General features: G+C 70.8%; 16 protein-coding genes. 5 read left to right on the forward strand and 11 right to left on the reverse strand.

The features are described 5' to 3' along the window. Positions 1-31 precede the first annotated feature (31 nt). Together Tfont_RS04875 and Tfont_RS14485 are read right to left on the reverse strand one after the other, a co-directional pair. Positions 32-1,903, reverse strand: coding sequence for a phosphoenolpyruvate carboxykinase (GTP) (locus tag Tfont_RS04875; RefSeq protein WP_143968607.1), 1,872 nt, complete (start codon positions 1,901-1,903; stop codon positions 32-34). Between the two features lie 416 nt (positions 1,904-2,319). Beyond that, the gene (locus tag Tfont_RS14485; protein ID WP_185974472.1) at positions 2,320-2,463 is read right to left on the reverse strand and encodes a hypothetical protein; all 144 of its coding nucleotides are present in this window, start codon (positions 2,461-2,463) and stop codon (positions 2,320-2,322) included. Positions 2,464-2,585: 122 nt separating this feature from the next. Here Tfont_RS14485 and Tfont_RS04880 point away from each other — a divergent pair, with 122 nt between their 5' ends. Both Tfont_RS04880 and Tfont_RS04885 read left to right on the forward strand, forming a co-directional pair. Further along, positions 2,586-3,386, forward strand: a complete 801-nt coding sequence (locus Tfont_RS04880; RefSeq protein WP_143968608.1) for a nucleotidyltransferase family protein — start codon at positions 2,586-2,588, stop codon at positions 3,384-3,386. Positions 3,387-3,455: 69 nt separating this feature from the next. Then, the gene (locus Tfont_RS04885) at positions 3,456-4,856 is read left to right on the forward strand and encodes an aminopeptidase P N-terminal domain-containing protein (RefSeq protein WP_143968609.1); all 1,401 of its coding nucleotides are present in this window, start codon (positions 3,456-3,458) and stop codon (positions 4,854-4,856) included. Between the two features lie 48 nt (positions 4,857-4,904). Here the strand turns inward: Tfont_RS04885 and Tfont_RS04890 are convergent, their stop codons facing one another. The 3 genes from Tfont_RS04890 to Tfont_RS04900 are packed head-to-tail and all read right to left on the reverse strand — an operon-like array spanning position 4,905 to position 6,708. After that, positions 4,905-5,615, reverse strand: coding sequence for a GNA1162 family protein (locus tag Tfont_RS04890; protein WP_143968610.1), 711 nt, complete (start codon positions 5,613-5,615; stop codon positions 4,905-4,907). Next, a complete protein-coding gene (locus Tfont_RS04895; RefSeq protein WP_185974473.1) occupies positions 5,602-5,979 on the reverse strand; it encodes a DUF4810 domain-containing protein in 378 nt (125 codons plus the stop codon). The genes Tfont_RS04890 and Tfont_RS04895 overlap by 14 nt, the downstream gene beginning before the upstream one ends. 33 nt (positions 5,980-6,012) lie before the next feature. After that, positions 6,013-6,708: a CsgG/HfaB family protein gene (locus Tfont_RS04900; protein WP_260682269.1), complete on the reverse strand. Its 696-nt coding sequence runs from the start codon at positions 6,706-6,708 to the stop codon at positions 6,013-6,015. A 367-nt stretch (positions 6,709-7,075) separates the two neighbouring features. Between Tfont_RS04900 and Tfont_RS04905 the strand changes: the two genes are divergently transcribed. After that, positions 7,076-8,176, forward strand: coding sequence for an SGNH/GDSL hydrolase family protein (locus Tfont_RS04905; RefSeq protein ID WP_260682270.1), 1,101 nt, complete (start codon positions 7,076-7,078; stop codon positions 8,174-8,176). 34 nt (positions 8,177-8,210) lie between these two features. Here the strand turns inward: Tfont_RS04905 and Tfont_RS04910 are convergent, their stop codons facing one another. Next, the gene (locus Tfont_RS04910; RefSeq protein WP_143968613.1) at positions 8,211-10,706 is read right to left on the reverse strand and encodes a Lon protease family protein; all 2,496 of its coding nucleotides are present in this window, start codon (positions 10,704-10,706) and stop codon (positions 8,211-8,213) included. A gap of 699 nt (positions 10,707-11,405) precedes the next feature. On the opposite strand from Tfont_RS04910, the gene Tfont_RS04915 reads away from it, so the two are divergent. After that, the gene (locus tag Tfont_RS04915; RefSeq protein ID WP_143968614.1) at positions 11,406-12,233 is read left to right on the forward strand and encodes a YecA/YgfB family protein; all 828 of its coding nucleotides are present in this window, start codon (positions 11,406-11,408) and stop codon (positions 12,231-12,233) included. Positions 12,234-12,248: 15 nt separating this feature from the next. Here the strand turns inward: Tfont_RS04915 and Tfont_RS04920 are convergent, their stop codons facing one another. From Tfont_RS04920 to Tfont_RS04940, 5 genes are read right to left on the reverse strand one after another with little or no spacing between them, the layout of a single operon-like run. Then, positions 12,249-12,767 carry a CinA family protein gene (locus tag Tfont_RS04920; protein ID WP_260682271.1) on the reverse strand — a complete coding sequence of 173 codons (519 nt, stop codon included), beginning with the start codon at positions 12,765-12,767 and terminating at the stop codon, positions 12,249-12,251. Between the two features lie 16 nt (positions 12,768-12,783). Then, the gene (locus tag Tfont_RS04925) at positions 12,784-13,269 is read right to left on the reverse strand and encodes a phosphatidylglycerophosphatase A family protein (RefSeq protein WP_143968639.1); all 486 of its coding nucleotides are present in this window, start codon (positions 13,267-13,269) and stop codon (positions 12,784-12,786) included. Between the two features lie 53 nt (positions 13,270-13,322). Further along, a complete protein-coding gene (locus Tfont_RS04930; RefSeq protein WP_143968615.1) occupies positions 13,323-14,207 on the reverse strand; it encodes an NUDIX hydrolase in 885 nt (294 codons plus the stop codon). Further along, positions 14,204-15,238: a thiamine-phosphate kinase gene (gene thiL / locus Tfont_RS04935; protein ID WP_143968616.1), complete on the reverse strand. Its 1,035-nt coding sequence runs from the start codon at positions 15,236-15,238 to the stop codon at positions 14,204-14,206. The genes Tfont_RS04930 and thiL overlap by 4 nt, the downstream gene beginning before the upstream one ends. Positions 15,239-15,277: 39 nt before the next feature. Continuing rightward, the gene (locus Tfont_RS04940; protein ID WP_143968617.1) at positions 15,278-17,281 is read right to left on the reverse strand and encodes a site-specific recombinase; all 2,004 of its coding nucleotides are present in this window, start codon (positions 17,279-17,281) and stop codon (positions 15,278-15,280) included. A gap of 88 nt (positions 17,282-17,369) precedes the next feature. Between Tfont_RS04940 and rpe the strand changes: the two genes are divergently transcribed. After that, positions 17,370-18,047 carry a ribulose-phosphate 3-epimerase gene (rpe, locus tag Tfont_RS04945; RefSeq protein WP_143968618.1) on the forward strand — a complete coding sequence of 226 codons (678 nt, stop codon included), beginning with the start codon at positions 17,370-17,372 and terminating at the stop codon, positions 18,045-18,047. The last annotated feature ends 775 nt before the right edge of the window (positions 18,048-18,822 follow it).

Here is an 18,822-nt window from a genome sequence, read left to right on the forward strand (position 1 = left end):
CGGGGCCTTTGCCTTGGGAAGGAGCGTGCGCTCACCCCAGGATGCGCTGCACCATGCGCGCCTTGGTCTGCACCAGTTCGGTCGGCAGGTGGTGCGCCAGCTTGTCGAAGAGCTCCTGGTGCAGTTCCAGCTCGCGCGCCCAGTCCGCGGGGTTCATGTCGGTGACGGCAGCGAACTGCTCGGGGCCAAAGTCCAGGCCCTCCCAGTGGATCTCGTCGTAGGTGGGGCTGATGCCAAAGGCATGGTCCTCGCCCGACACGCGGCCTTCCAGCCGGTCGATCATCCAGCGCAGCACGCGCATGTTCTCGCCGTAGCCGGGCCAGATGAACTGGCCGTCCGCGTCCTTGCGGAACCAGTTGACGCAGAAGATGCGCGGCAGGGTGTGGCCCGCCTCTTTCAGCCGGTGCTCCATGTCCAGCCAGTGCTGGAAGTAGTCGCTCATGTGGTAGCCGCAGAAGGGCAGCATGGCAAACGGGTCGCGGCGCACCACGCCCTGCGCGCCGAACGCCGCAGCCGTGGTCTCGGACCCCATGGTGGCGGCCATGTAGACGCCTTCCATCCAGGTGCGCGCCTCGGTCACCAGCGGCACGGTGTTGGAGCGGCGCCCGCCAAAGATGAAGGCGTCGATCGGCACGCCGGCCGGATCATCCCACTGGGCGTCCAGCGCCGGGTTGTTGGTCGCCGCGACGGTGAAGCGGGCGTTGGGGTGCGCGGCCTTGCGCCCGGCGGCGCCATCGGCGGGCGTCCAGTCCTGGCCTTGCCAGTCCAGGCAGTGCGCGGGCGCGGGGCCCATGCCCTCCCACCAGACATCGCCATCGTCGGTCAGCGCCACGTTGGTGAAGATGACGTCGCGCGTCAGGCTGGCCATGCAGTTGGGGTTGGTCAGCGTGTTGGTGCCCGGGGCGACGCCAAAATAGCCGGCCTCGGGGTTGATGGCATAGAGCCGGCCGTCCGCATGCGGCTTGATCCAGGCGATGTCGTCGCCGATGGTGGTGACCTTCCAGCCCTCGAAGCCCTGGGGCGGAATCAGCATGGCGAAGTTGGTCTTGCCGCAGGCGCTGGGGAAGGCTGCGGCGACGTGGTACTTCTTGCCCTCGGGGCTGGTCACGCCCAGGATGAGCATGTGCTCGGCCAGCCACCCCTCGTCGCGCCCCATGACCGAGGCGATGCGCAGTGCCAGGCACTTCTTGCCCAGCAGCGCGTTGCCGCCGTAGCCAGAGCCGTAGGACCAGATCTCGCGCGTCTCGGGGTAGTGGACGATGTACTTGGTGGTGGGGTTGCACGGCCACGCGACATCGGCCTGCCCCGGCTGCAGCGGCGCGCCCACGGTGTGCACGCAGGGCACGAAATGCCCGTCGCTGCCCAGCACGTCGTAGACGGCGCGGCCCATGCGGGTCATGAGCTTCATGTTCACGACCACATAGGGGCTGTCGGACAGCTCCACGCCGATCTGCGCGATGGGCGAGCCCAGCGGCCCCATGCTGAACGGGATGACGTACATGGTGCGGCCGCGCATGCAGCCGTCGAACAGACCCGGCTGGCCGTCGCGCCCATGCTGCAGAATGGCCGGCATCTCGGCCGGGGCCATCCAGTTGTTGGTGGGGCCGGCGTCCTCGGCGCGTTCGCTGCAAATGAAGGTGCGGTCCTCGACGCGCGCGACGTCGGACGGATCGGTCCAGGCCAGATACGAGTTGGGGCGCTTGACCGGATCCAGCCGCTTGAGCGTGCCGGCCGCGACCATCTGCTCGCACAGGCGGTCGTATTCGGCCTGGCTGCCATCGCACCATTCGATGCGGTCGGGCTTGCACAGGGCGGCCATGTCGGCCACCCAGGCGATCAGGCGGGCGTGTTTGACGTACGCGGGGGTGTTGAGCTGGAGTCCCTGCATCACGGGAGCATTCATGGCGGTGAAACCCTGGATCGCGGTGCGCCCGAGCCTGACCCAGCGAATGCTGGCCGACACGCTCCGGCGACTCAATGGCATCGCGCCGGTGCCACGCACCGGCCGTCGGGGACCCCACGGCCGATCGTCACGCGGATCGCGGTGGCGGCAACGACACGAGGCCCGCGGGATGGCCCGGGCCCATGCCGGTCCGGCAGGGTCGAGCGGGCATTGTATGTAGAGCCCCCGCGGGCCGGGGCGCGCTCGTCGAAAACCCCATGCAAAATATGCATGGAATCATGACACCCCGATGACGGCCGCGGCACCTGGTACCTCACCCACGCGCCAATGACAAAACCCCACCAGGCCACAACCCGGCGGGGTCACTCACGCAGGGCTGCGCGGTGACGGGGCAAGCGCCCCCGCGCGAAGCCCGATCAGGCCATGAAGACGGCGATGAACGCCAGCAGGAACATCAGAATAGCGCCGGCCACCGGAATCAGCCAGGGGATCATGGGGACGATGGCCTCGGCCGGGTCGGCCGCGGCGGCGCTGTGCTCGGTCGAGGGAACGTGTGCCATGCGGGATCTCCAGGGTTGTCGGGACGGAGCGGCAGCAACGGCCGCCGCAGGATTGTAGACAAAATGCCCCCATGCACGATCACCCGCCAAGCGCGCCGCCCACCGCAACGCCCATTCCGCCGATGGCCAGCCCAGAACCGCACGAACCGCCCGCCGAGGCCCTGCTGCTGGCCGCCGGCCGCGGCGAGCGCATGCGCCCGTTGACCGACTCGTGCCCCAAGCCCCTGCTGCCCGTGCGCGGCCGGCCGCTGCTGGTCTGGCATCTGGACGCGCTGGCCCGCGCGGGGGCGAAGCGCGTGCTCATCAACACCGCGTGGCTGGGCGAGCAAATCCCGACGGCTTTGGGCGACGCGCACGATGGCCCGCACGGTCCCATGGCGCTGGCCTATTCGATGGAGGGCCGGGACTTCGGCCGCGCCCTGGAAACGGCCGGAGGCATCGCCCGCGCCCTGCCGCGGCTGGCGGATGTGTTCTGGCTGGCGGCGGGGGATGTCTTCATGCCGGACTTTGGCTTCGACCCGGCGGCGCGGGCGCGCTTTGCCCGCGGCCCGGCGCTGGCTCACCTGTGGCTGGTGCCCAATCCGCCGCACCATCCGCGCGGCGATTTCGGGCTGGATGCGCAGGGCCTTGCACTCAATCTGCCGGCCGACGACCCGCGCCCGCGCTGGACCTATTCCACTGTGGCGCTGCTGCGTCGCGCGCTGTTCGAGCCGCCGTGGTGCGACATCCCCCCCGGCAACCCCGATGGCATGGCCGCGCCGCTGGCCCCGCTGCTGCGCCGGGCCATGGCCGCCGGCCGCGTCACCGCCGAAGTCTGGGCAGGCGCCTGGACCGACGTGGGTACCCCGCAACGCTGGGCCGCGCTGAACGCGCCATCCGAGACGGCGGGCACGGCGGCAGACCCGACGCTCGAGGGCGGGTGAGCGCACGGCCATGGATCGGCCATGGCCCGCCCCCGCTGCGGGGGATCGCGCCCCCGTATCATCCCCGCCATGACGACCCCCATCCCCCACCAAGCCCGCTACGCGCAACGGCGCGCCCGGCTGGCGGCCCAGCTCGGCGACGGCGGCATCGCCATCATCCCCACGGCACCCGAGCGGGTACGCAACCGCGACAGCGAATACCCGTTTCGCTTCGACAGCTATTTCTATTATCTGACCGGCTTCACCGAGCCCCGCGCCTGGCTGGTGCTGACGGCCGAGGGGCGCACCACCCTGTTCTGCCAGCCCAAGGACCTGGAGCGCGAAATCTGGGACGGCTACCGCCTGGGCCCGGCGGCCGCGCCCGGCGCGCTGGGGGTGGACGAGGCCCACTCGGTCGACGAACTGGATGCGCGCCTGCCGAAGCTGCTGGAAAACCGCCGCGCCGTCTGGTACCCGTTTGCCACGCACGCCGGGCTGGAGGCGCGCATCGACGGCTGGCTGCACAAGGTGCGCGCCCGGGTGCGCTATGGGGTGCTGTGCCCCGATGCGCAGCGCGACGTGTGCGCCCTGCTCGACGAAATGCGCCTGGTGAAGGACGCGCACGAGCTCGACGTGATGCGGCGCGCGGCGCAGATCAGCGCACGGGCCCACATCCGCGCCATGCGCCGCTGCGCGGCCATGATCCGCGCCGGCGAGGAGGTGCGCGAATACCACCTAGACGCGGAGCTGCTGCACGAGTTTCGCCGCAGCGGCTCGCAGTCGCCGGCCTACGGCAGCATCGTCGCCGCCGGCGCCAACGCCTGCGTGCTGCACTACCGCGCCGACGCCGCCCCGGTGCGCAACGGCGATCTGGTGCTGATCGACGCCGGCTGCGAGCTGGACGGCTACGCATCCGACATCACGCGCACCTTCCCCGCGAACGGCCGCTTCAGCGGGCCCCAGCGCGACCTGTACGAACTGGTGCTGGCCTCGCAGCAGGCCGCCATCGACGCGACCCGCCCCGGGGCGCGCTTCGTCGATGCGCACGATGCGACGGTCAAGGTGCTGGCGCAGGGCATGCTGGACCTGGGCCTGCTGGACAAGAACGACGTCGGCCACCTGGATGACGTGATCGAGAAGCGGCACTACTTCCGCTTCTACATGCACCGCACCGGCCACTGGCTGGGACTGGACGTGCACGACGTCGGCAGCTACATCGAACCGGCCGAGGTGGGCCAGGTGAGCGAGCGGCGCGACCCGCTGAGCGGCGAGATCATCCGCGACCGCCCCAGCCGCATCCTGCGCCCGGGCATGGTGCTGACCATCGAGCCCGGCCTGTACGTCAGCCCCGCCGCCGGTGTGCCCGAACACTTTTGGAACCTGGGCATCCGCATCGAGGACGACGCCGTGGTGACCGACGACGGCTGCGAACTGATCACCCGCGACGTGCCGGTGGCACCCGACGCGATCGAGGCGTTGATGCGGAAGTGAGGCGGAGCCCCGAGGCGTCAACAGACGCCCTGGGGCCCAGCCACCGGGTCACTGGAGGGGACGATAGCAGTCCGTCCCGTCCTTACCGACGTCCGGACACAATGCCCCAGCCGGCAGTTTTTGACTCCAGATCAAGTGCGACGCCGCCGACCCCGCGACGCGATAGGCAAAGTTGCTGCTGTCACGCACGACCTGCGACACCAACGCGTTGATGAGCAACGCCGCCACGCTGCTGGTGTCTTGGTCCACGTCCTCCCACTTGGCTTTCCCCTCCCAGAGCAGACGCCCGGTCTTGAGTGAGACCAGCCGCCCTCGCAGGTGGACACGGGCCACGGTCCTCACCAGTTGGTAGTGCGTTCCGTAGTCGTCGATGTCCACGAAGAGCGCGGCATCGGTGCCAAATACCTCCGCCAGTTTCTCGACCGGGATCTCCTGCACCAAGCCCCAGTCGGTGACCCCGTTGTCCCGTAGCACCTCTTGGACCACGGTGGGGGCAGGCACCTCGTAACCCTTGGAGGCCAGGGCGACGTACACGTGCGGATAAACGCTCTCGCTCGCCCGCAGGTCCTTGGCATGGTTGACCGGCGGCAGCACCACCACGGACTGCGGTTTTTCGACGGCGTACTCCGGGGTCGCGACCGTCAAACGGTTGGGATGCCCGAGCCCCCCGCCATGATTTTGCGCTTGGGCGCCAAGGGGGAGTGCCCCCAGAGTCATGGCCAGCGCCATCACGCCCAACCAGCGATCATGACTTTTCATCGGACTTGCCTCCCTTCGGTTGTTGTGCTTGTTGTGCTTGTTGTTTTTGCAGCCACGTCACGAACGCACGCAACGACGGGTAACGCTGCGCTTCGAGCTCGAGATACTGCTGCACCTGATCGTGCTGACCCAGCCGCTGGTGGAGCAAGGCCATGTGCATGGCCATACCAGGTGGCATCGGCGTCCCCGCTTTTTCCATCAGTGCACGCTGCTGCTCCATCGCTTTCAATTGCTGCTCGGGCGGCAACGCCTGCTTCAAATCCTCGTGCAAGATCGTGGGGTATTGACCCCACTCGTATAACGGAGCCCGTTTGGGCCCGGACGCACAACCGGCCAATACCACCGCAGCCGCGACGACGGCCAACGCACTCGATCCCGCGCGCATTTTCGCTCCCTGTCAGTTGGCCCAGCGGCGCACATCCAACCCCTTGACCAAATCATCGACCGCCTGACGAATCGCCAAATCGATGACTTTGCCCACCAGGGTGGAATCGTATCCTGCCGTCCCACCAAAACCCAGCACTTCACGGGCCGCCAGCGCATATTCCCCCGCGCCTTGGGCAGAGGCAACCACCGCGCCGGATTGGACATCGGTGACGTTGATCATCACCTTGGCATACGCGACCTGCTCTTTGCCCCGGCCCAATATGCCGAACAGTTGTTTGTCTCCGACCTCTTTGCGCCCCATCTCGGTGATATGCCCGGAAACGACGAATCGCGCCCCCTTGAGACTGAGCTGCCCACCGGCAATCGACGCCTCCTGCCGGATTTCGCTCATGTTTTCTCGATCCATCACCGTGAAGCGCCCCGTCTGCGTCAAGTGGGCGATCAAGGCAGTCTTGGCTTGGTTGCCGACGCGATCCACCCCATCCGAAAAGGCGCCACGCATGAAAGCGCTCTGATTTTCGAATTTACCGATGGACACCGAAACCCGTTGCTGCACCGGGACCGGGGCCGTCGCTTGCGCAATCGCCGCTTGGGTTTGTGTGGCAGCAACAACGCGGTTCGTCTCCGTCGCACACCCCGCCAAACCGAGGACGACCGCCGCGCCCCCAAAAACCAGCGCCATCCGGACGCCGGTACCCTTCAGCATACCTGTGCCATGCTTACTCACATGCCCCTCCCTTCTTGCATGTCGTTGATGATGCGTGCCGCAAAGACTGGCGACACCGGGTCAAGTGTATTCAATTGGTTGATCGCTCGAGCCCGCCCCTCCCGCGTGTTGCATGCCCGCGACACCTCCGCACGAACCAACCCTTCGGGAAATTGGGGGCGATCATCCAAGCGGCAACATGTACCGGGTACTTCATCCGCAACGACGCCCCAATGTCGCCCGCCCGACAAACTGCAAGGGAGAACCCGAATATCCAGACATGCGCACGGATTTCTACAATGCAGTATTCGGATTTACCTTGGAGGAGCGACCCATGCGCTGGATGCATCGCCTGACTGCCGTTGCCATGGCTGCCGTATTGACCGCGTGTGGCAGCGGCACCGACGTGACGGCGATCAGGGTCGCCGGCGACAGCCTGGCCGATGCCGGGACGTTCGGGTTCAAGTTCACGGTGCAAAGCGCGACGCTGGCGCAAACGCGGATCTGGGTCGATCACGTGGCCGATGCCGCAGACGTGGGCCCGCTGTGTGCGCGCTACACGGCCACCGGGCCGAATGCCGTCGCGGCCAACCCGGCGGCGGCGCACTGCACCAACCATGCCGTCGGGGGCGCGCGCATCAATGTGGCGGGAACGGCCGGAGACGCCACCCCCCTGTCCATCCCGCAGCAACTGCGCGATTTGGGTGCCTCCGCCTATGGCGACCGGGAGGTGCTGCTGGTCGTGGGCGGTGGCAACGATGCCGCCGACCTGATCGGGGCCTACCTGGGCGCCTCGGCGGACGGCGGGGCCGCGTATGTGGCTCTGCTGGGCGAGCTGCTCAGCCCCGCGCAGGTCGCCCAGGCAGTGGCCGGGGGCAACGCCGGGCTGGCCCAGGCGGGCGGGCTGTATATGGCCGCGCTGGCCGACCAACTGGCCGACACGCTGCAGGCGCAGGCACTGGCCAAGGGGGCCAAACGGGTGGTCGTGCTCAACGCGCCGGACGTGACGCGCACCCCGCGCTTCCTGGCGCTGCTGGCAGCCGTCGCCCAATCCAGCGGCGGGGGCGCGACGGGGGCGGCCGTGGCCGAGCAGATCGCCACGACGGCCCGCGCCTGGGTGAGCGCCTACAACAGCCGGCTGGCCCAGCGCTTTGCGACCGAATCGCGGGTGGCGGTGGTCGACTTCTTCGGCGCCCTGAACCAGTGGCTGGCCTCACCGGCAACCTATGGTCTGACCAACACGACCTCACCCGCATGCCCTGCCACGGGGACCGATGCCCGGGGTTTGCCGACGTACAGCATCCAAACCTGCACCGAGGCGTCGCTGACCGCTGCCGCGCCGGCCGGCGCGGGCGCGGGTTGGTGGAACAGCTACGTGTTCTCGGACAACTTCCACGGCACGCCCCGCACCAACGCGCTGATGGGCAACCTGGTCAACGACACGCTGCGCGCGCGGGGGTGGATGTGACAGACGCCGGGCGGGTATAACCGCCCGCAGACCCTCACCCCCTGCGCCGCCACGCGCGCGGGTTGCCCGCCCGCAGGCAGGCGCGGCGGTAGGCGACCAGCGTGGCCGCGGCGCGGCCGAGCACGCTGTCGGGCGGGAAGGCTTCGTCCGGCGGGGCCACGCCGCCGCCCGCAGCCCGGGCCCCTTCGGCGCCGAAGGGCACGCCGGTCAGCAGGGCCATGCCGTCGGCGACATGGTCCACGGCCCAGACGTGGAAGCGCCCCGCGGCGACGGCCTCGCAGACCTCGTCGGCGAGCATCAGATGGCGGCGGTTGCGCGCGGGGATCAGGACGCCCTGGCTGCCGTCCAGCCCAGCCGCCGCGCAGACGCGATAGAAGCCTTCGATTTTTTCGTTGACGCCGCCGATGGGCAGCACCTCGCCGAAGGCGTTGATGGCGCCGGTGACGGCGATGCCTTGCCGCAACGGCAGGCCGGACAGCGAGGACAGCAGGGCGTAGAACTCGGCGCAGGAGGCGGAATCGCCCTCGATGCCCGCATACTCCTGCTCGAACATGATGGAGGCGGTCAGCGCCAGCGGGGCCAGGGGAGCGAACAGGGCCGACAGGTAGCTGTGCAGCACCAGCACGGCCTTGTCGTGGATGGGGCCGGAGAGGGCCACTTCGCGCTCGATGTTGAGCAGCCCCTCGGTGCCCGGCAGGGTGCGGGCGGCCACCCGTATGGGCAGGCCGAAACGGTAGTCGCCCAGATCGATGACCGACAGGCCGTTGAGCTGACCGATGCGCGCGCCGTGCAGGTGGACCAGGCGGTCGCCATCGGCCACGGCCTCGCGCAGGCGCTCGTCCGGGTAGTCGTGGCGGCGGTTGCGGGCGGCGATGGCGGCGGCCACATCCTCGCGTTCCACCCGGCGGGCGCCGCGGCGGCGCGCGACTTCGGCGGCTTCGACCACCAGGGCTTCGGTGCGCGCGAAGGCGGCGCTCTGGCGGGCGCGGTCCTCGGCCTCGCGGTGGCTGTCCTCGATCAGACGCGCCACGGCCGCCGCGCTGAAGGGCGGCAACCCCAGGCGCGCGCCCGTGTGCGCAACGAAGACGCCGGTGGCGCGCCGCGTGGCGTCGCTGGCGCCGAAGGTCTCGGCAAAGTCCACCTTGATGCGAAAGTGCCGCGCAAACTCCGGGTCGCCCTCCTGCAGGGCGTAGAACTGCTCGTTGGAGCCGATCAGCACCAGCTTGACGTCCACATCCACCGCCTCGGGCTCGAGCGAGGTGGTGGCCAGCGCCGAAAACATCGTGCCCGGCTCTTCGATCTGCAGCCGGCCGCTGCGCAGAAAGCGGCGCAGCTTCTCCCACACCAGGTCGTCGGCGAACAGGTCGCGCAGGTGCAGCATCAGAAAGCCGCCGTGCGCACGCAGCAGGCTGCCGGCGCGGATGCGGCTGAAGTCGGTCACCAGCACGTCGTTGTCGGTCTGGTATTCGATGCTGCCGAACAGCGGCCGGTACAGGGGGTTGTTCTCGATGATGACCGGCGCGCCGACCGTCTCGGCGTTGTCCACCACGAGGTTGACGCGGTAGCGCTGCAGCCGGCGCTCCAGCGCGTCGCGGCGGTCGTCTTCGTCCTCGGGGTCGGCGGGCTCGAACAGCTCCAGGTGGTCGAGCACGTCCTGCTCGACCGCATCCAGCCACTGGCCGAGCTTGCGCGTGTCCTTGAACTGCTTGCGCAGGCCTTGGCGGATGGCGTCGAGCTCGCGGTCCAGCACCGGGCGCACGGCCTGCCGGCGCAGCGACTCCACGCCGTCGCGCAACGCGCGCTCCAGCGGGCCGGTCACCTCCAGAAACCGCAGGATTTCGGCACGCAGCTCGCGCTCGCCCTCGTCGTAGGCGGCCCGGCGGGCCGGATCGAGCGCGGCCATGGCGTCGGCGGTCAACGGCTCGCCGCGCTCGTCGATGAGGGTGAAGATGAGCTGCCCGCTGTCGCGCCGCAGCGCGAAGTGCCGCGCCCGCGCAAACGCGGACAGAGCGGCGTAGGCTTCGGCCTCGCGGTCGCTGTAGGTCTTTTCCAGCGCGGACAGCGCGGCTTTGAAGCTGGGCTCGTTGAGGCGCTTGGGGATCTCGGCCTGCAGGACGCGGCAAAACTCGACCATGCGCTGGCGCAGCGCGCGCCCCTGGCCTGCGGGCAGCCGCAGCGCACGCGGCCGCTCGGGGGTGGCGAAGTTGTGCAGGTAGCACAGATCGGGCGGCACCGGGCGGGCGGCCGCGGCGGCACGCATCTCTTGCTGCAGCAGGGTGGAGCGCCCGGTCCCCACCTCGCCCAGCACGAACAGGTGGTAGTGCGGCTGGTCGATGGCGAGGCCAAAGCGGGCGGCGGTCTGCGCCCGCTCCTGCCCGATCCAGGGCAGCGGCTCGTGGGCCAGCTCGGTCGTGTCCTCGAAGCCCAGGGTGGCCGGGTCGATGCGCAGGCGCAGCGCATCCGCCGGCAGCCGCTGCGCACCGCCGGAGGGGACACCGGCATTTGCGGCGACAGTAGCAGGGTGGTCCATGCGGCCAGTCTAGCGCCGTTCGTCGGCGGCGACTGCAGCGCGGGCGCGACAGGGCCGATATCCCGTCCATGGAAATCGCCCACAGCGCCATCCGCCTGCACAGCCAGACGCAGCACACCCGCGCCACCGTGCTGCACGAGCGGCTGCAGGCGTGGCGCGGCCCGCGCCCAAGCCGCCCGGCAGGCCCAAGCCTCCCATGCGCTCGACGGCCCCGATGCGCCGAGCGCGGCGGAAGACGCCGCGGAACACGCCTCGCTGGATCCGCGTCTTCCGCGTCTGCGCACGCTGGTGCGCATGATCGAGGCGCTGACGGGCCTGCGCGTGCGGGTGTTCCAGGCCAAAGACTGGCCGGACGCCTCCACCGAAGGGACGGCTGAGGTTCCGAATGCGGTACCCACTGCCGCCAGCCCGAACGGGGCAGCCGGGGGAGCGCCCGCATCCGTGGGCTGGGGGCTGGCTTACGATCGGGTCGAGATTCGCGTCGAGTCCCAGTCCCTGGCCTTCCAGGCCAGCGGGCGGGTGGTGGCAAGCCGGCGTCGGCGCGCTGTATCTGGGCCGCATCGACACGCCGTTTGCGCTGGGCGATGCGGGGCGCCTGCGCAGCAGCGGTCTGTACCTGACCGAAGCCGGCACGGCGCGCGCGCTGCAACAGATCGATCTGGCCGTTTAGCCGACCGCGCGGCGCCCTACACTTGCGGGATGAACACCCCCGACACCCCCGATCCGGCGTTGGCGCAGCCGCTGTCGGACGACGACTTCGAGCGGCTGGAAAGCATTCTGGACGACTTGGCCGAGCGCAGCGACGGCATCCCCTCCTCGTGGGAGTACTGCGACGGCTTCCTGACCGCGCTGATCTGCGGGCGCCGCCTGCTCGCGCCCAGCGAGTACTTCCCCGTGCTGTTTGGCGGCGAACCGGGGGATGCCGCGGGGTTTGGCAAGGCGTCCTTCCGGGACGAAGCGCAACTGCGCAACTTTTTGTCGCTGTGGATGCGCCGCTGGAACGAAATCGCCGCCGCGCTGCAGGCCCCTGTCGAGACGCTGGACGACGAGCGCACGCTGCAACCCTATCTGACAGACGTGCGCACGGTGTTGGCCGAACTGCCGCCCGAGGAGCAGGAGCGGTTTCAAGCGTCCTTTGGCGACGAGCCGCTGCCGGCGTTTGCGCAATACTGGGCCGTGGGCTTTTGGGATGTGGTGCAGGCCTGGCCCGACGATTGGCGCACGCCGCGCGATCGGGAGCTGGGGCGCGAATGGGAGGACGCCCTGATGGCCATCGCCGCACTGCTCGAGGCCGACGAGGACGAGCCGTCGGTCAACCCCGTGCGCGACGACGGACCGCCCACCGTCAGCGCGGATCGGATCGAGCGCTTTGGCGACGCCATCTGGGCGGTGTATGACCTGCACGACATCGCGCGCTCGCTGGGCCCGCCGATCGAGACGGTGCGCAAGGCGGCCGAACCCGGCCGCAACGACCCCTGCCCCTGCGGCAGCGGCAAAAAATACAAGCGCTGCTGCGGAGCGGGTTGAGTCGCCGGGGGCGCGTCAGCCCGCCGCGGCGACCCGGGTGCACAAGCCGGCCAGCGCGTGCTCGACCGCGGCCGCCCGCACCGCGGCGCGGTCGCCGTCGAAGCGCTGGCACTGCGCCTGGACCTGCCCCTCCACACACCAGCCAAACCAAACCGTGCCAACCGGCTTGGCGGCGCTGCCCCCACTGGGCCCCGCGATGCCGGTGATGGCCACCGCCGCCTGCACCTGCGCCGCAGCCGCGGCACCGCGCGCCATGGCCCGGGCGACCGGTTCGCTCACCGCCCCGTGGGTGGCAATCAGGCCATCATCCACCCCCAGGTCGGCCACCTTGGCGGCGTTGGAGTAGGTGACGAAACCGCGCTCGAACCAGTCGCTGGAGCCAGCCAGCGACGTGCAGCACGCGGCCACCAGCCCGCCCGTGCAGCTTTCCGCCGTGGCCAGGCGCCAGCGGCGCGCCAGCAGCGCCGCCGACAACTCCGCGAGCAACGGCCAGACCGTGGGGGGCAGCCACAGCAGCGGGGAGGCGGGGACCACGGGCGCACTCACCGCCTCACCCCCCGACGACGAAGCGCCACAGCGCGATGACGAGCAGGGTGCAAAAGGCCGCCACCAGATCGTCGAACATGATGCCCCAGCCCCCGCGCCAACCGGTGCCCTTGCAGACGCGGTCGGCCCAGGCGACCGGCCCCGGCTTGGCCGCGTCAAAAAAGCGGAACAGCGCAAAACACACGATCTGGCCCCACAGCCCATGCGGCGCGGCCATCCACAGCACCAGCCAGAACGCCACCACCTCGTCGATGACGACGAAGCCGGGATCGGCCACACCCGCGCGCCGTGCGGTGGCGGTGCTGGCCCACCACCCCAGCAGCAGGGCCGCGCCGATGATGAGCGCCCACCCCCGGTCCCCGGGAGCGGTCAGCGCATCGATGACCAAAAACGCCGCCCATGCCCACAGGGTGCCGACCGTGCCCGGCGCCAGTCGCGACAGACCGGCCCCGAAGCCCAGCGCGATCAGGTGCGACAGCCGCGCGAACATGAACCGGGCGGACGGCACGGCAGGCGCGGCCGCAGCGGTATGGGGGGACGCGCTCACCGGAACCACCCCTCGAACCCATCGAACGGCTCGAACCGGCCATCGACCAGCCGCAGCCGGGTCGGCCCCGGCAGCGCCCGCGCACGCACCGGGTGGCGCTCGTCGCCGGGGTAGCACATGGCGCGGTGATCCCCGTCGCGAAACTGCTCCGGCTGAATGCACGGGGGCATGCGGTCGGCCGCCTCGGCCCACGCCGAGGCGACATCGGCATGCCGGGCCAGTTGCGCCAGCCCCATCAGCTGGGGCGGGATCAGCTCGATCTCGCGCGCCCAATAACGGGTCAGCGCCTCGCGCGGCGTCATCCAGGCGCTGTCGCTGGCTTCGAAGGTGTCGTGCCGGGCCTGCGCGCCCCGGGGCAGGCAGGCGAGGAAGAAGCGTGTGTCGAACCGCGGCGTGCCCACGGGCGGATTGCGCGGGGTGATCCAGCGCGACCAGGGGCGCAGCGCCGCCGTGGTGAGGCGCGCGCCGGCCTGGGCCAGCCGTGTGCGCCAGGAGTGGGCGGCCTCGGCGGGTTCGTCCGTGGCGCGGGGCAACGGGGCGTCCACCAGGGCCACGCCGGCCTCCTCCCACAGCTCGCGGGCGGCGGCCACGAACAGCGCCTGCGCGGCGGCCGGCGTGAGCGCCGGCTCGCCCAGCCGCGCCGGCAGTCCGGCAGGCGGCTGGTCCAACAGCGCGGCCCACTCGGGCGCGGCATCGTCCGCATCCACTTTGCCGCCGGGAAACACATACAACCCACCCAGCACGCGGGAGTTCTGGTGCCGCCGCAGCAGCAGCACCTGCAAGCCCGGCGCCCCGTCACGGATGAGGACGACCGACGCCGCATCGCGCGGCGGGGCGTCGTCGGTGACGGACGGAGGGAGGGACGCGACGGCGGTGCTCATGCCGGCATGGTAGCGAAATGGTCGAACCCCCCCAGCGCCACGCCGGGCGGCAGCGGGTACGGTTGTCCGTGCGCATCGCACAGGTGCACGCGCGCGGCGCCCGCGTCCAGCGTATGCGTGGCGGGCGGCCCGGCCACGATCTGGCCGATGCGCGTCACGGGGGTGGCGGCCTGTTCGGCCGCGCGCTGCACGGCCGCACGCCGCTCGGGCGCAGCGGTGAAGACCAGCTCATAGTCGTCGCCGCCCGCCAGCACGCAGCGCAGCGCCTCGGCGGGGGGCAGGGCGCGCACCGCCGGATGCACCGCGCCCGAGCCGAGCAGCGTTTCCACATCCAGCCGCGCGGCCACGCCGGACGCGGCGAGGATGTGCCCCAGATCGCCCAGCAGGCCGTCGCTGACATCCGCCGCCGCATGGATGATGCCGCGCAACGCCAAGCCCAGCGCCACCCGGGGCGTGGGCCGCTCCAGCCGGGCGCGCGCATGCTCGGCACCCAGGGGTGCCGGGCGCTCGCCCAGCAGCACCGCCAGGCCCAGCCGCGCGTCGCCCAGTGTGCCGCTGACCCACACGTCGTCCCCGACCCGGGCGGCATCGCGCCGGCTGGCCTGCTGCGCCGGCACCTCGCCAAACACGGTCAGGCACAGGTTGAGCGGGCCGGCCGTGGTGTCGCCGCCAACCAGCGCGCAGCCATGCGCATCGGCCAGCGCAAACAGACCGCGTGCCAGCGCAGCCAGCCAGGCCGAATCGGCCCGCGGCAGCGCCAACGCCAGCGTGAAGGCCAGCGGACGCGCGCCCATGGCCGCCAGATCGCTCAGGTTGACGGCCAGCGCCTTGTGGCCCAGCGCCTCGGGGTCCACATCGGGCAGAAAGTGGCGCCCCGCCACCAGCATGTCGGTGGATACCGCCAGCACCATGCCCGGCGCGGGCACCAGCAGCGCGCAGTCGTCGCCATTGCCCAGCCGCACGCCACTGCCATCGGGCCGCGCTGGTGCGGCCCGCCAGAAGTGGGTGCGGATCAGATCGAATTCGCCCATCGCGCATCGGCCCTTGGGGGGTGATCCGGCCCGCAGCCGTCAGGCACGCGGCGGCGCACCGTCCGCCGGCGGCCACAAAAAGCTGCCCGGCGCCTTGCGCCAACGGTGCGCCAGCGCCTGCTGGATGCGCTGGCGGTTGACGGCATTGATGCCCTGCGCCTTGAGCGCCAGCCGGAACGCCAGATAAAAGCTGACCGCCAGGTTGACGGGGCCCACGAGCAGCGTCGCCAGCACGGCCGAGGCGACGTCGCCGCGCAGCAGCGCGTCGGGCCCGAGCGCCGCCACCGCCGCGGTGAGCTGCCCGGTGACCAGCGTCACATGGCGCACGTCGAAACCGATGCCGAAAAACCCCAGCAGCGCCGGCACCAACCCCAGCAGCAAGCCCAGCGAGACATTCGCCGCCAACCCCGAGACGTTCGCCCGCAGCCAGGCGGCCCAGCGCCGGGCGCGCGCCGGCCCCAGCCAACGCACCCAGCCCGGGTGGTGCGCCAGCGCGCTGTCCAAGCGGTACAGCACGAAGGCGTTCTCCACCCAGCCGGCGATCAGGCTGCTGGCGAACAGCAACACCCCCGTGCCCGCCGCCAGCAGCAGGGTCGGCCCCCAAAGCTGATGGTCGGCCAGGATCTGCTCGGCCTTGGCCACGCCGATCAGGGGGGCGCCGCGCCAGAGGCGCGCCGCCGCATCCAGCAGCAGCACCGCCGGAATGACCGCCAGCAGGTTGCCGGCAATGGCCGCCACCTGCGAACGCAGCAGGTTCGCCACCTCGTCGACGAAGCGCAGCACCGCCTCGCGGCTGTGCAGATGCTTGAGCCGCGCGGCCAGCGCCGGAGCCGTCATGGCGGGCTGCTTGGTCGCCACCGTCCAATGCAGCAGCATGATGAGCACGAACCACGCGGCATAGTTGAGGCCTGCCACCAGCCCGCCCCAGAACGCGGTCAGGCCAAGCGAGGTCAGCGCCAGCTTGCTCCACGTCGTCAGGCCGAGCACGGCGCCACCGCCCAGCGCGCGCCGCAGCATGGCACGGTACTCGGCGCGGTTGCGGCTGATGTAGTGCTCGCCCGTCTCGGCATTGCGCTCGGCCACGCGCTGCGCCAACTGCTGCGACGTTCGCGCCACGAGCGGGCCGATGCGGCGCGCCTCGTGGCTGGCACGCACCAGCCGGGCCAGCAGGTGCAGGGCGGCCCGCTCCCCGTTGGGGCTGGCCAGCGCGTCCAGCAAGCGCTTGGCGCGCAACACGCGCTCGCGCAACTGGCGCAGGCGGAACACGACGGCGGTGGAAATGCCGTGCTCGTCCAGGTGGGCATAGGCCGTGTAGGCTGCGCGGCGACATTCGTCCAGGCCGTCGCGCAGGGCCTGCAAGGCGTCGCGGGTGGCGGGGGCATCCCGCCCATGCGCGGCCAGCGCATCGCGCAACGCATCGAGTCGGCGGCCCAGATCGTGGAAGGCGCGTCCCCGCTGCGCCGACGCGGACATGCGGTGCCGCAGCTCGGGCTCGAACCCCGCCACCGCCACCTGGGCGACGCAGATGCCCAACGCATCGAGCAAGGCGGGCCACCACACCGTCGCCGCCGAAGGGGCCGGCCCGTCCGCGGGCGCGAGCAACCGGGCCAGGCGCTGCACCTGCCGCGCCGGGATCGCCGCCAGCCAGCGCGCATCCAACGGGTCGTCGAACACCCAGCCAAACCACTCCGACACATCGGTCGTCTCGGGCGACACCGGCAGCAGCCGCCGCCGCAGTCGGTGGGCAAACTCCGCCCAGAACTCGGGCCGGCGGGCAATGCCTTCGTCGGCCAGCAACGGCGCCCAGTCCAACCCCTGCGCCAACCAGCCCTGCCACGCCCGCGCCAGGCGGCCCCGCGCGGCGGGGTCGGCCTCCAGCGCGCTCAGCCAGGCATCCAGCCGGGCCAACACGGCGCGCACCTCGGCCTGCGGCCCGCGCAGCCAGCGCACCCAGTCCCGCAGCCAAACCCGCAGCGCGACTCGACCGCGGTGTGGATCGGGCGCCAGCAGGGCGGGGGGCGGCAGCGGGGTGGCAACGGTCATCGGCACTCACTCGTTTTGGGGTACCCGGATGGTAGCGGCACGGCCAGGAATCGCGCCACAATAGGGCCCCGCCCGCACGACCGCCGCCATGAACCGCTACCGCATCGCCCCGTCCATCCTGTCCGCCGACTTCGCCCGCCTGGGCGAGGAGGTGCGCGCCGTCATCGACGCCGGGGCGGACTGGATCCACTTCGACGTGATGGACAACCACTATGTGCCCAACCTGACCGTCGGCCCGATGGTGTGCCAGGCCCTGCGGCCGCACGCCCGCACCGCCGACGGGCAGCGCGTGCCCATCGACGTGCACCTGATGATCCAGCCGGTGGACGCGCTGGCCGGAGCCTTCATCGACGCGGGGGCCGATCTGGTGAGCTTTCACCCCGACGCCAGCACGCATGTGCACCGCAGCATCCAGGCCATCAAGGCGCGCGGCTGCCAGGTCGGGCTGGTGTTCAACCCCGCCACGCCGCTGGACGTGCTGGACTGGGTGATCGACGACCTGGACCTGATCCTGATCATGAGCGTCAACCCGGGCTTTGGCGGCCAGTCGTTCATCGACGGCGCGCTGCGCAAGGTGGAGCAGGCGCGCCGCCGCATCGACGCCTGCGGCAAGGACATCCGGCTGGAGGTGGACGGCGGCATCAAGGCCGACAACATCCGCCGCGTGGCGGACGCCGGCGCCGACACTTTCGTCGCCGGCAGCGCCATTTTTGGCAAGCCCGACTACAGGGCCGTCATCGACCAGATGCGCGCCGCACTCGCCTGACACGCCCCTGGCACCGACCCCCGGGTGGCGGGGGAAAGTGGCGGGGAAAAGGCCTGTCCCCTTGGTGTTTTCTCGCAGCGGCCGTCGGACCGTTCTGACCGATACTCGGCACCATGCGTAAAGACGTCTTCACCCCCGCAGTGGCACTGCTGCAGCGGCTGTCGATGCCGGTCAAGATGTTCGGGCTGGCGGCCCTCGTCGCGGTGCCGATGCTGATCGTGGCCTTTTTGCTGGTGGCCGACAACTGGCGCGCCCTACAAACCACCGAAGAAGCCCGCCAAGGCATGGTCGCCATGCGCGAAGTGCAAGCCCTGGCCCACGCACTGCAGGATTGGCGCGACACCGCCGATGTGGCGGCCGCCGGGGTGGCCGCCCTGGGCAGCGCGCAGCAGCAGGCCGCGCAGCGGGCCGCCGCCGGACTGGGCGCCGTGCACGAGCGGCTGCAGGCCCACCCCGGGTGGAACACCGGGGGCATGTGGAACCCCCTGCGCGAACAGCTCGACGCCCTGCTCAAGGACACCCAGCGTTCGGCACCCGCCCGCCATGCCGATGCCACCCAGGCTCTGGCGCGACTGCAGCGCCTGAGCGGCTGGATCGGCGACGCCACGGGCGTGCAGCGCGACGCCGATGCCCTGACGGCGCACCGGGCCGCGTTGGCCTTTGAAGGCTTGCCGCCGGTGCGCGAGCTGGCCAGCCAGCTGCGCGGGCGCGCCACGGCCATGCTGGCCAACCCCGACGCCATGACGGATGCGGTCACCATCTCCAACGTCGTGCA

Origin of the sequence: Tepidimonas fonticaldi, assembly GCF_007556755.1 — a bacterium.
In the GTDB taxonomy this organism is placed as follows: Bacteria; Pseudomonadota; Gammaproteobacteria; order Burkholderiales; family Burkholderiaceae_C; genus Tepidimonas; species Tepidimonas fonticaldi.

Excerpts from the sequence above, each read along its gene's own strand:
- Tfont_RS04880 (WP_143968608.1), top strand. The coding sequence starts at position 2,586 with ATGGCCAGCCCAGAACCGCACGAACCGCCCGCCGAGGCCCTGCTGCTG.
- Tfont_RS14485 (WP_185974472.1), bottom strand. The coding sequence starts at position 2,463 with ATGGCACACGTTCCCTCGACCGAGCACAGCGCCGCCGCGGCCGACCCG.
- Tfont_RS04915 (WP_143968614.1), top strand. The coding sequence starts at position 11,406 with ATGAACACCCCCGACACCCCCGATCCGGCGTTGGCGCAGCCGCTGTCG.
- Tfont_RS04910 (WP_143968613.1), bottom strand. The coding sequence starts at position 10,706 with ATGGACCACCCTGCTACTGTCGCCGCAAATGCCGGTGTCCCCTCCGGC.
- Tfont_RS04940 (WP_143968617.1), bottom strand. The coding sequence starts at position 17,281 with ATGACCGTTGCCACCCCGCTGCCGCCCCCCGCCCTGCTGGCGCCCGAT.
- thiL (WP_143968616.1), bottom strand. The coding sequence starts at position 15,238 with ATGGGCGAATTCGATCTGATCCGCACCCACTTCTGGCGGGCCGCACCA.
- Tfont_RS04930 (WP_143968615.1), bottom strand. The coding sequence starts at position 14,207 with ATGAGCACCGCCGTCGCGTCCCTCCCTCCGTCCGTCACCGACGACGCC.
- Tfont_RS04905 (WP_260682270.1), top strand. The coding sequence starts at position 7,076 with ATGGCTGCCGTATTGACCGCGTGTGGCAGCGGCACCGACGTGACGGCG.
- Tfont_RS04890 (WP_143968610.1), bottom strand. The coding sequence starts at position 5,615 with ATGAAAAGTCATGATCGCTGGTTGGGCGTGATGGCGCTGGCCATGACT.
- Tfont_RS04885 (WP_143968609.1), top strand. The coding sequence starts at position 3,456 with ATGACGACCCCCATCCCCCACCAAGCCCGCTACGCGCAACGGCGCGCC.
- Tfont_RS04900 (WP_260682269.1), bottom strand. The coding sequence starts at position 6,708 with ATGCTGAAGGGTACCGGCGTCCGGATGGCGCTGGTTTTTGGGGGCGCG.
- Tfont_RS04925 (WP_143968639.1), bottom strand. The coding sequence starts at position 13,269 with ATGTTCGCGCGGCTGTCGCACCTGATCGCGCTGGGCTTCGGGGCCGGT.
- Tfont_RS04875 (WP_143968607.1), bottom strand. The coding sequence starts at position 1,903 with ATGAATGCTCCCGTGATGCAGGGACTCCAGCTCAACACCCCCGCGTAC.
- rpe (WP_143968618.1), top strand. The coding sequence starts at position 17,370 with ATGAACCGCTACCGCATCGCCCCGTCCATCCTGTCCGCCGACTTCGCC.